This window comes from Stella humosa (assembly GCF_006738645.1).
GTDB classification, from domain to species: domain Bacteria; phylum Pseudomonadota; class Alphaproteobacteria; order ATCC43930; family Allostellaceae; genus Allostella; species Allostella humosa.
The window spans coordinates 4,964,482-4,975,219 of record NZ_AP019700.1; the positions used below are offsets into that span (position 1 = coordinate 4,964,482).

Annotated in this window: 11 protein-coding genes; 1 reads left to right on the forward strand and 10 read right to left on the reverse strand. The window is 70.1% G+C overall.

Going from position 1 to position 10,738, the window contains the following annotated elements; genetic code table 11:
• Positions 1-81: 81 nt before the first annotated feature.
• The 10 genes from STVA_RS23275 to STVA_RS23320 form a co-directional block, all read right to left on the reverse strand.
• A complete protein-coding gene (locus STVA_RS23275) occupies positions 82-405 on the reverse strand; it encodes a non-heme iron oxygenase ferredoxin subunit (protein WP_123692956.1) in 324 nt (107 codons plus the stop codon).
• 14 nt (positions 406-419) lie between these two features.
• On the reverse strand, positions 420-1,274 hold the full coding sequence (gene ugpE, locus STVA_RS23280; protein WP_123692565.1) for a sn-glycerol-3-phosphate ABC transporter permease UgpE: 855 nt from the start codon (positions 1,272-1,274) through the stop codon (positions 420-422).
• Entirely contained in the window at positions 1,271-2,152 is an 882-nt protein-coding gene (gene ugpA / locus STVA_RS23285) for a sn-glycerol-3-phosphate ABC transporter permease UgpA (protein WP_123692567.1), read from the reverse strand. Before ugpA ends, ugpE begins: the two co-directional genes overlap by 4 nt.
• 7 nt (positions 2,153-2,159) lie before the next feature.
• Positions 2,160-3,485 (reverse strand): sn-glycerol-3-phosphate ABC transporter substrate-binding protein UgpB, encoded by a 1,326-nt coding sequence (gene ugpB, locus STVA_RS23290; protein ID WP_123692569.1) that lies wholly within the window; start codon positions 3,483-3,485, stop codon positions 2,160-2,162.
• Positions 3,486-3,608: 123 nt separating this feature from the next.
• A complete protein-coding gene (locus STVA_RS23295) occupies positions 3,609-4,517 on the reverse strand; it encodes a LysR substrate-binding domain-containing protein (protein WP_123692571.1) in 909 nt (302 codons plus the stop codon).
• A gap of 29 nt (positions 4,518-4,546) precedes the next feature.
• A complete protein-coding gene (locus STVA_RS23300; protein ID WP_123692573.1) occupies positions 4,547-5,371 on the reverse strand; it encodes an alpha/beta hydrolase in 825 nt (274 codons plus the stop codon).
• Entirely contained in the window at positions 5,364-6,470 is a 1,107-nt protein-coding gene (locus STVA_RS23305) for an alcohol dehydrogenase catalytic domain-containing protein (protein WP_123692958.1), read from the reverse strand. Before STVA_RS23305 ends, STVA_RS23300 begins: the two co-directional genes overlap by 8 nt.
• Positions 6,470-7,663, reverse strand: a complete 1,194-nt coding sequence (locus STVA_RS23310) for an NAD(P)/FAD-dependent oxidoreductase (protein ID WP_123692575.1) — start codon at positions 7,661-7,663, stop codon at positions 6,470-6,472. The genes STVA_RS23305 and STVA_RS23310 overlap by 1 nt, the downstream gene beginning before the upstream one ends.
• Positions 7,664-7,713: 50 nt before the next feature.
• Positions 7,714-8,685: a fatty acid desaturase gene (locus tag STVA_RS23315; protein ID WP_170216596.1), complete on the reverse strand. Its 972-nt coding sequence runs from the start codon at positions 8,683-8,685 to the stop codon at positions 7,714-7,716.
• 124 nt (positions 8,686-8,809) lie between these two features.
• Entirely contained in the window at positions 8,810-9,937 is a 1,128-nt protein-coding gene (locus tag STVA_RS23320) for an acyltransferase family protein (protein WP_170216597.1), read from the reverse strand.
• Between the two features lie 53 nt (positions 9,938-9,990).
• On the opposite strand from STVA_RS23320, the gene STVA_RS23325 reads away from it, so the two are divergent.
• Positions 9,991-10,728, forward strand: coding sequence for a helix-turn-helix domain-containing protein (locus STVA_RS23325; RefSeq protein ID WP_123692581.1), 738 nt, complete (start codon positions 9,991-9,993; stop codon positions 10,726-10,728).
• The last annotated feature ends 10 nt before the right edge of the window (positions 10,729-10,738 follow it).

The following is a 10,738-nucleotide window of genomic DNA, read 5'->3' on the forward strand; positions in this document are numbered from 1 at the left end:
TCCGTCCCTCAATCCGACAAGGGACGCACCATAAGCGGGGAAGCGGGCGTTCGCGTAGCGCGGATGCGCAAGGCCCCCGGCTCAGCCCGGCAGTCTTGCCAGGATGGCGCCGCCCTCGACGCGGACGGGAAAGGTCTCGATGTCGCGGGAGACCGGGGCGCCGACCGCCTTGCCCGTCGGCACGTGGAACAGGCCCTGGTGCAGCGGGCACTCGATGATGTCGTCCTGGAGGTAGCCCTCGGCCAGGCGGGCATGGGCGTGGGTGCAGATGCCGGCCGTCGCGAAATAGGTGCCACGGAGGTTGAAAAGTGCGAGGCAACGCTCGCCGACGGTCACCTCGATCACGTCGTCCTCCGGCACGTCGCCTACGCGGGCGATCTCCGTCCAGGCCTGCTCATCGCCCATGGGCACCATGCTCCCTATTTCTCGACATCGACCAGGCCCTTCACGAACCAGCGCTGCATGGCGACGACGACCAGGATCGGCGGCGTCATGGCGAGGATGGCGGTCGCCATGACCACCGGCCAGTCGATCGAATCGTCGCCGACGGCGAGCAGGCGGTAGACCCCGACGACGATCGTCTCCAGCTCCTTGGTGACCAGGAGCGGCCAGAGATACTGGTTCCAGCCATAGATGAAGAGGACGACGAAGAGGGCCGCGATATTGGTCGCCGACAAGGGCAGCAGCACGCTCCAGAGGAAGCGGAGCGGGCCCGCCCCGTCGATGCGCGCGGCCTCGGCCAGCTCCTTGGGCACGGTCAGGAAGAATTGCCGGAAGAGGAAGGTGGCGGTCGCCGAGGCCAGCAGCGGCACGATGAGGCCGGCATAGGAATCGAGCATGCCGAGGTCGGCCACGACCTGGAAGGTCGGCAGGATGCGCACCTCGGCCGGCAGCATCAGGGTGACGAAGACGAGCCAGAAGAACAGCATCCGCCCAGGAAAGCGGAAATAGACGATGGCGAAGGCCGACAGGATCGAAATGACGATCTTGCCGACCGCCACGCACACCGCCATCACCAGGCTGTTCCACATCATCGCCGCGACCGGGGTCTTGCGCGACAGGGCGCCGCCGCCCTCGGTCAGGACGGACCAGTAGGTCTCCAGCCCGTGGCTGCCCGGCAGCAGGGGCATTGGCACGGCGCGGATGTCGCGCGAGGTCAGGGTCGAGCCGACGAAGGCCACCCAGATCGGGAAGGCTACGATGAAAAGTCCGACCAGCAGCACGCCGTGGCGGAAGAGCGCGGTGCGGATGCGTTCGGCGCGGGGATGCTTCATGCGTAGTGCACCCGTTTCTCGACCGACCGGAACTGGATGACGGTCAGCACCACGACGATCGCCATCAGCACCACCGACTGGGCCGCCGAGGCACCCAGGTCGAGCGTCAGGAAGGCGTCGCGATAGACCTTGTAGACGAGGATGCTGGTGGCCCCGGGGCTGCCCGGGCCGCCGGCCGTCACCGCATGGATGATGCCGAACGTGTCGAAGAAGGCGTAGATGCCGTTCACGACCAGCAAGAAGAAGGTCGTGGGCGACAGCAGCGGCATGATGATGGCCCAGAACTGCCGTGCCGGCCCGGCGCCGTCGATCGCGGCCGCCTCCAGCAGCGAGCGCGGGATCGCCTGGAGGCCGGCCAGGAAGAAGATGAAGTTGTACGAGATCAGCTTCCAGGTGGCGGCCAGGATGACCAGCGCCATCGCCTCGGTGCGGTCGAGGCGGTGGTTCCAGTCCCAGCCGAAATGCTGGTGCAGGATGTAGGGGACGATCCCCACCACCGGCGCGAACAGGAAGAGCCAGAGGATGCCGGCGATCGCCGGTGCGATGGCATAGGGCCAGATCAGCAGGATGCGATACCAGGACCGGCCGCGGATCACGTGGTTGGCGGCATTCGCCAGCATCAGGCTGGCGCCCAGCGCCAGGGTGGCTACGGCGGCCGCGAACAGGATCGAGATGCCGAGCGAGTGCCAGAAGGCCGGGTCGGCGAACAGGCGATCGAAGTTCTCGAACCAGACGAAGCGGCGCGACAGGCCGAACGCGTCCTCGCGCAGCACCGACTGGTAGATCGCCTGGCCCGCCGGCCAGAGGAAGAAGACGATGGTGACCACGACCTGGGGCGCCAGCAGCAGGTAGGGCACGAAGCGGTCGCGGAACACCATCGCCGGATCAACGCTGGTCGGACTGGAACTGCCGCAACAGCACGTTGCCGCGCTGGACGATGGCGGCGGCGGCCTGCTCGACCGTCTTGCTGCCGCCCCACAGCGCCTCCATCTCCTCGTTCCAGACGTTCTGGATCTGGAGGTAGTTGCCAAGGCGGATGCCGCGCGAGTTCTCGGTCGGCGGGTGCAGGTCCAACTGGCGGATCGAGGTGTCGGTGCCGGGATTCTTCTCGTAGAAGCCCTGCGCCTTGGTCAGCTCGTAGGCGGCCGACGTGATCGGCAGATAGCCCGTGCGCTGGTGCGAGGCCGCCTGCACCTCGGCGTTGGAGAGGTAGGTGAAGAAGGCGGCGATGCCCTTGTAGGCGGCGGGGTCATGGCCGGCCAGCGCCCACAGGCTGGCGCCGCCGATGATGGTGTTCTGCGGCCCGCCATTGGGACCGCGCGCGAATTCCGGCCAATAGGGCAGCATGCCGATGCCGAAGCGGAAGGCGGCTTCCTTCTTCACCCCGGCATAGCCGGCGGACGAATTGAACATGACCGCGCACTGGCCCGAGGTGAACAGCGCCTGGGCGTTGTTGCCGCGGCCGGCATACTTGAACAGGCCCTGGTCGAGCATGCGCTTGGACCAGGCCAGGTGATGCAGGTGCAAGGGCTCGGACAGCTTCAGCTCGGTGTCGAGGCCGCCATAGCCGTTGGCCTTGGTCGCCACCGGCCAATTGTGCCAGGCGGACAGGTTCTCCAGGAAGATCCATTCCTGCCAGGACAGCGTGAAGGCACAGCGCGAGCCGCCGACGGCCGCCAGCTTGCGCGACGCCGCCTCGAATTCCGGCCAGGTGCGGGGCGGGTTCTCGGGGTCGAGGCCGGCCGCCACGAAGGCGTCCTTGTTGTAGTACATGACCGGCGTCGACGAATTGAACGGCAGCGACAGCATCCGTCCCTGCGGGTCGGCGTAGTAGCCGACGACGCCCTTCAAGTAGATCGATTCGTCGAACTTGGCGCCGATGCGGCTGACCAGTTCGTGCACCGGCACGGTCGCCCCCTTGGCGGCCATGAACTGCGCCGTGGCGTAGGTCGGCACCAGGAGGATGTGGGGCTGGGTCTTGGTGCGGAAGCCGGCGATGGCCGCCGTGATCGATTCCGCATAGCCGCCCTTGAAGGTCGGCACGACGCGATATTCGGCCTGGCTGGTGTTGAAGCCCTTGGCCAGGTCGTCGATCCAGTCGCCGAGCGCGCCGGCCAGCCCGTGCCACCACTGGATCTCGGTGGCGGCCTTTGCTGGCGTGGCCAATGCCAGCACGCCGGCGCAGGCAAGCGCCAAGAGGCGGTTCTTCATGTGCTGCTCCCTCCCCGACGGCGTCTGCGCGCCGCCTGGAGGGGAGGGTCGCCCGGGCCACGGACGGCCCGCAAATTCATAAAAACGATGCCGTCCATTCACCCCCGGCCGTGCGACCGGCAATTATGCCGACGGCAGATCGGCATAGGTGGCGGCCAGCGCCATGAAACCCGCGATCGAGCGCACGTTGCGGCGGCCCTGGAGGCAGATGGCGAAGGCCTCGGTCGCGGCATCGGCGTCAAGCAGGCGCAGCGCCCGCAGGCGGGGATCGGGCGTGAACTCGGCCTCCGACAGGATGCCAACGCCCAGCCCCTCGGCGACCGCCTCGCGCACCGCCTCGCGCGGCACCTCCAGCACGACGTTGGGCTTGATCCGCGCCTGGCGCAGCGCGCGCTCGAACGCCTCGCGGGTGCGCGACCCGGCCTCGCGCATCACCAAGGGCTCGTTCTCCAGCTCGGCTAGGCGGATGGCCCCGCGCTCGGCCCAGCGATGGTGGCGGGAGACGAAGACGATCACCGCCTGGCGTTGCAGGGGCACGGCGGTCAGGCGGGAGTCCTCCGCCCCGCCGCCGACCACGGCGACGTCGAGCCGGCCCTCCAGCACCTCGTTCAGGATCGCCTCGGAATTGCCCGTCCGCAGCGTCAGGGCCAGGTGGGGATGGGTCGCGCGCAGGCCGGCCAGCAGCTTCATCACGAAGAACGGCCCGACCGAGCCGACGCGCAGCGTGCCGGTGACGGCTCCGCCCAGGGCCTCCAGCAGGCCGATTGCCTCCTCCTCATGCTGGAAGATGCGGCGCGCCACGGCCAGCAGGGCGGCCCCGCTCTCCGACAGGGCCACGCCGCCCGGCAGGCGCTGGAACAGCTCGACGCGGTAGTGCTCCTCCAGCGCCTTCACCTGGGTGGTGATGGTGGGCTGACCGACATTGAGGGCCTGGGCCGCGCGGGTGAAGCTCAGATGCTCGGCCACCGCGAAGAACGACCGTAGCTGGTTGAAGTTGAGATACTTGATCCGCTCGGGCTCGCGCTCGCTCAATAGACCACCTCGCCCGTTCGGGTCGGCCGTCAGTGGGCGTCGGCGAGGCTGCGCAGGGTCCCCGCCAGCGGGCTGTCCGGCCGCGCCAGCTCCAGGACGACATCATAGTGGTTGCGGCCGGCCAGCACCATCGGCGGCGGCTGCCAGCGATGGCTGGCCAGCGCGTCGGCGAAGTGTTGCGACTGTTCGAGGAAGGCATCGGTCTCGTCCGCGCCGACGGCCAACGCGATCGGCACCCGGCCACTGCCCGCATGCACGACCGGGCTGAGGCGGGCAGCGGCCGCGGCATCGAGACGGAGGTCGGCATTGATCGAGGTGGCGCGGATCGGGTCCAGGTCGAAGACGCCGCTGATCGCCAGGCAGCCCCGCAACGGTGGCGGGCCGCCCCAGTCCGCCAGGGCCATCATCGCCGCCAGGTGCCCGCCGGCCGAATGGCCGGAGACGATGAGCCTGGCCGGGTCGCCGCCGAAGGTCCCGGCGTTTCGGTGCACCCACGCCACGGCCCGGCGCATCTGGTCGACGATGTGGTCGATCGTCACTGCCGGTGCCAGGTCGTACTCCACGACGACCGTCGCCCACCCGGCCGCCGCCGTCGCCGCGGCCACGAAGCGGTAGTCCTCCTTGCGGTGAGCCCGCCAGTAGCCCCCATGAATGAAGAGGTGGATCGGCCGGACGCCGGCCGGCGCCGGGAAGATGTCGGCCCGCTCTCGCGGTCCCGGACCGTAGGGCACGTCGAGGTGGGCGGGTAGTTCGCGGACGGCCTGCTCGCTCTCGGTCGCATAGCGGGCGAGGATCAGCTCCCGGTCCGGGTGCCGCCAGCGGAAGTCGTACTGGCGCTCCAGCGGCTCAGGCATGGAGCAGGACGGCGCGCGAGGACTGGCCGGTGCGCATCAGCTCGAACGCCTCGTTGACGGCGTCGATCGGCAGGGTATGGCTGACCAGCCCGTCCACCGTGATGGTGCCCGCCGCCAGCATGTCGGCATAACGGCCCAGTTGCGAGCGGCCCTTCACCCCGCCGAAATAGCTGCCCTTCAGCGTCCGGCCATAGCGCACCATGACCGGCCTGACGCCGATCTCCGCCCCGTCCGGCTCGACCCCGAGCAGGACGCAGGTGCCCCAGCCAACGCAGGTGCATTCGAAGGCCTGGCGCATGACGCCCAGTTCGCCGGAGCTCTCGAAGCTGACGTCGACGCCGCCATCGGTCATGTCGATGATAGCCGCGACCAGCCTCGGCCCCAGCGGCACCGGGTCGATCAGGTCGGTGGCACCGAAGCGGGCGGCCAGGTCGCGCTTCATCGGGTTGGGGTCGATGCCGATGATGCGCGCGGCCCCGGCGGCGCGCGCACCCTGGACGATGTTGACTCCAACCCCGCCCAACCCGAACACGGCCACCGTGTCGCCGGGCCGGACATCGTGCATGGCAGCACCGACCCCTGTCGTCACCCCACATCCCAGCAGGCAGGCCTGGGCCAGCGGCAGGTCGCTGCGGATGCGGGCGACGGCCACCTCGGGCACGACCGTGTAGCGCGAGAAGGTGGAGGTCCCCATGAAATGGTGGATCGGCTGGCCGTTCAGGCGGAAGCGCGCGGTGCCGTCGAGCAGCACGCCCAGGTCGCGGGTCTTGCGCGTCGACCAGCAGATGTTGGTGCGCCCGCTGCGGCATTGCCGGCAGGTCCCGCACTCCGCGCCATAGAGCGGCACGACATGGTCTCCCGGCCGTACCGTCTCCACGTCAGGGCCGACCTCCACCACCACGCCCGCCCCTTCATGGCCGAGGATGGCCGGCAGGGGCGAGTTGGCATTGATGCCCCAGAAGATCACCGCGTCTGTGTGGCAGACGCCGGTCGCCTTGATCTCGATCAGCACCTCGCCCGATTTCGGCCCCTCGACCTCGACCGTCTCCATCGTCATCGGCTGGTTGGCGCTGTGGCAGACCGCGGCGCGGGACTGGATCATGGCTGCTTCCGGTCGTGTGAGTTCTGGGACGGGCTGGACCCGGCCTCGATCGCGATGCGCGCCTGGCGGACGTCCTTGGGCCGGTTGACGCCGACGACACCCACCAGTTCGCCACCCAGCCGGCAGAGGACACTGAAGGCGCCAGTGGCCGGGTCGCCCTGCAGCTCGGCCTCGGTCGTGGCATTGGTCAGCCCGGCGAACTGCACGGTGGTGTCGTACTGGTCGGTCCAGAAGGTCGGCACCTTCGCCCGCGGCTGCGCGACGCCGAGGATGGTGCGGGCACAGGTCGCCGCCTGCTCCTGGGCGTTGTGCCAGGATTCCAGGCGCCATTCGCGATCGAAGCGGGCGCTGCGATGGCGGGCGACGTCGCCGATGGCATGGATCGACGGCAGGGACGCGCGGCAGCCGGCATCCACGACGATGCCGTCGCGCACCTCCAGCCCGGCCGCGCGCGCGAGCCGGTCATTGGGTGCCGAGCCGATGGCGACGATGGCGAGGTCGGCCGGCAGGGCCTGACCGCTGGTCAGCACGACCGAGCGCAGCCGGCCGTCGCCCACGAAGGCGGCGACGGAAGCATCGCAGCGGAGGTCGACGCCGCGCGCGCGATGCAGGCCCGCCACATGGTCGGCCACCAGCGCCGGCAGCACGCGGGCGAGCGGGCGGGGGGCGGCCTCCAGCACGGTGACGGTGCTGCCGCCCACGCGCAGGGTGGCCGCGACCTCCAGCCCGACCAGGCCGGCGCCGACGACGACGACACGGCCCCCCGGCGCGGCCGCCGCCGCAATCGCCTGGCAGTCCGCCCAGGTCCGCAGGACGTGGATGCCCGGGAGCCCGGCGCCCGGGATGCCGAGGCGCAGCGGTGTCAGGCCCGTGGCGAAGACCAGGTTCGTGAAATCCAGGCGGTCGCCGCCGTCGAGTTGCACGGTCCCGCCGGCGGGATCGACGGCAACCGCCCGGCGGCCGAGATGCAGGGCGACGCCCGCCTCAGAGTACCATTCGCGCGGGCGGACCAGCGCGCCCTCGAACGCGTCGGTGCCGCGCAGCAGGCCCTTGGACAAGGGCGGCCGCTCATAGGGCGGGTGGGGCTCGTCGCCGATCAGGGCGATCGGATCGGCATAGCCGCCGTCGCGCAAGGCGACCGCCAGCGCGCCCGCGGCGTGGCCGGCGCCGACGACAACCACGCCGGCCATCAGATGGAGCCCAGCATCAGATGAAGCCCGGCATCAGACGCAGAGCGGCATCAGGCGCGCGCGGCCGCGGCCCGCCGGTCGAGCAACTGGCGCAGCAGCGTGCGGTGGACGGCCAGATAGCCTGTCGAGACATGGGCCAGCCGGGGCGCCACCGCGCGATGCAGGCGGGGCAGCGCGTGGAACGGCAGCGACGGCAGCAGGTGATGCTCGGCGTGGTAGGGCATGTTCCAGAAGAGGAAGTTCAACAGCGGGTGCGCCCGGACGGTGCGCGTGTTCTCCAGCAGGTCGGGGCTTTCGGCGGCACCGGTATGCTCGGCCATGCGGATAAGGCGCAGGAAGGGCTCGCCCGCGATGCGCGGAACGATCCAGTAGAGCAGCAGCAGGTCGAAGGTGCCGGTCGCCAGGGCGGCCGCCACGATCGCGGCATAGATCGCCAGGAACACGCGGGTCTCGTCGCGGACGCGGGCGCGCTCGCTCTCGGTGATGAAGCTCTGCTCCACCGCATCGAACCGGCCGATCGCCGAGCGGCCGAGGATGGTGAACAGCTTGCCCCAGAAGGACAGGCCAAAGGCCAGCGCCACATACTCCCGCAGGGTCGCCGGCATGCGGACGATGTCGGGGTCCAGTTCGGGATGCTGGGTGTAGGTGTGGTGGTCGGCGTGGCGATACTTGAAATAGAGCGGCGGCCGCCAGATCAGGAAGCCCGAGACCCAGCCGACGACCTGGTTCAGCCAGCGGGTGCGGAAGGCCGTGCCGTGCGTGCATTCGTGCATCGGCCCGAACCACAGCGCCATCACGAAGCCATGCAGCAGCACCGCCGGCACCACCAGCAGCCACGAACCGCTGGCCAGCCCGATGAGCGCGCCGGTGGCGACCTGGGCCGCGACATGGCCCGCGAACTGCAGCAGCCCGTCACGGTCGGTGCGTCGGCGCAGTTCCTTCACCAATGCTGGCGGGACGGCGTTGCCGCCGGAAAGACGCCAGCTTTCGCCCGACGCCACGTTCGCCTGTTCGGCAATCATCCGATGATCCTTGCGGCTCGTCCCCGAATTGTCGGGTTCGCCATTGTCGGCGGCCATGGCGCGCACCGGCAAATTCATGTTTTGGATCGAGGCGATTGACGATGCCGATGGTCGGCCCCGCCGTTCAGCCGCGGCCGGCTGCTGGTCGCCGCGGCATGCCGAACAGCGGTCGCAGCCAGCCAGCGCGCGCCACCAGCGCCGCCCCGGCCAGCGACAGCAGCAGCGCTGCAGCGCCGACCGCCAGGGCCTTGGTCAACGGCTGGCCGGACCAGCCGAACCACGCCCAGCCCAGCAGCACGATGATCGTCTGGTGAAGCATGTAGAAGGCGAGCGACAGCGGCGCGAAGGCTGCCAACCCCGGTAGCGGCCGGTCGAGCCAGCGCCGCGCCTGGCCCAGCATCGCCAGCAGGACCAGCCATTCCGTGGCGATGCGCAGCCCATGGCGCGCCGCCCATGGCAGGTCGAAGAGGCCGAGCCCGCCGCGGGCGGCAGGCATGGATGCCAGCCAGAGCAACAGCCCGGCGCCCGCCGCCAGCGTGGCGGCGTGTCGGATCGACCTTGACGCCAAGTCCAGGCCCGGGTGGCGAGCCAGCCACCAACCAAAGAGGACCAGGAACAGGTAGTGCGCGTGGTCGCCCCAATCGGTGACCAGGTCGTGCGTGCTGGGAAAGGCGGGCCGCAACGCAAGTTCGATGGCAACCAGGACCATGCCCGCCGGCAACAGCAGCCAGGGTGCCGTCGCCACGCGGCGCGCCAGCGCCGGCCATGCCGTCGTCCGCGCCAGAGCCGCGATAGCGACGGCATAGGCGAACAGGTAGGGCAGGAACCAGAGATGGTGCCAGGAGAGGTTACCCGCCGGATAGCAGCACTCCAGCGCATGGGACAGGAACTCGGGATAGCCGCCGGCGAAGTCGATCGGGCTCTGCCGCAACGGTGCCTGCGGCGTGGCCCGTTCCACCCAGACCTGCGGCGGCACCAGGACGAGCATGCCGAAGGCGAGCGGCAGCAGCAGGCGGGCGGCCCGCGCGTGCAGGAAGGCGCGCGGGCCGCGCCGCTCGAGCGCCCAGGCCGCCGCCATTCCCGCCAGCAGGAACAGCAGCGGCATCTGCCACAGCCCGATCAGCCGCAGCGTGAACTCGGCCAGCCAATAGGGCGCCGTCGCATCCTTCATGTGCCAGGGCTGGCCATCGAAGAGCCGCGCGGTATGAAATGGGATCAGAAGCAGCACGGCCACGGCGCGCAGATTGTCCACGTCGTGGCGCCGGAGGCTGGACGAGGTCGGCATGGGCCACCTAGAATTATAGAATGAATGATTCATTCATGATTCGCCCGGCGCCAGCAAGCGGTCGTGGCCGACGGCGGCCACAGGGCCGGCTGGCTGCCGTCGCCGAGGCGGCGGTGCGGGTCTTCACCCGCCAGGGCTGGCGGCTTGCCCAGGTGGCCGATGTCGCGGCCGAGGCCGGGGTCGCGACCGGGACGATCTATCTCTACGCCGCCGACAAGCAGGCCCTGCTCGACCTGGCCATTCGCGCGGCGGCTAGGCTCGACCTGCCGGGCGAAGCCGCCCTGCCGGCCGGCGCCGACATGGCCGCGACCCTGCGGGGGGCGCTGGGCCAACGGCTGGCGCTGCCGCGTCTGGCGGCCGTTGCGGACGGCGGCCCGATGGGACCGGAAACGTTGGCTCGCCTGCTGGCCGAGGTCTACGACCTGTTGGCCCGGGAACGCCGGCTGGTCCTGCTGCTCGACCGGCTATCGCCGGAACTGCCCGACATGGCCGAGACCTATGGTCAGGCTTGGCGCGCACCGGCCCTCGGCCGCTTTGCTGCGGCGATCGCCCGGCTAGCAGCCGCCGGTCACGCCCGCCGCGACCTGGACGCGGAGGCTGCCTCGCGCGCGGTGATCGAGATGCTGGCCTGGATGGCGATGCGGCGCACGCATGACCCGCTGCCCCCTGCCGGCGACGAGGCGGTGGCACGGGCGACGGCCCTGGCACTGGCGGAGGCCGCATTGGCGCCGGTTGCCGCCGCTGGCAAACGGCTATAGTCCCGCCGGG

Bases quoted from the DNA above. Each gene is read 5' to 3' on its own strand.
- ugpB (WP_123692569.1), bottom strand. From the start codon at position 3,485: ATGAAGAACCGCCTCTTGGCGCTTGCCTGCGCCGGCGTGCTGGCATTG.
- STVA_RS23315 (WP_170216596.1), bottom strand. From the start codon at position 8,685: ATGATTGCCGAACAGGCGAACGTGGCGTCGGGCGAAAGCTGGCGTCTT.
- STVA_RS23275 (WP_123692956.1), bottom strand. From the start codon at position 405: ATGGGCGATGAGCAGGCCTGGACGGAGATCGCCCGCGTAGGCGACGTG.
- ugpA (WP_123692567.1), bottom strand. From the start codon at position 2,152: ATGGTGTTCCGCGACCGCTTCGTGCCCTACCTGCTGCTGGCGCCCCAG.
- STVA_RS23300 (WP_123692573.1), bottom strand. From the start codon at position 5,371: ATGCCTGAGCCGCTGGAGCGCCAGTACGACTTCCGCTGGCGGCACCCG.
- ugpE (WP_123692565.1), bottom strand. From the start codon at position 1,274: ATGAAGCATCCCCGCGCCGAACGCATCCGCACCGCGCTCTTCCGCCAC.
- STVA_RS23310 (WP_123692575.1), bottom strand. From the start codon at position 7,663: ATGGCCGGCGTGGTTGTCGTCGGCGCCGGCCACGCCGCGGGCGCGCTG.
- STVA_RS23325 (WP_123692581.1), top strand. From the start codon at position 9,991: ATGAATGATTCATTCATGATTCGCCCGGCGCCAGCAAGCGGTCGTGGC.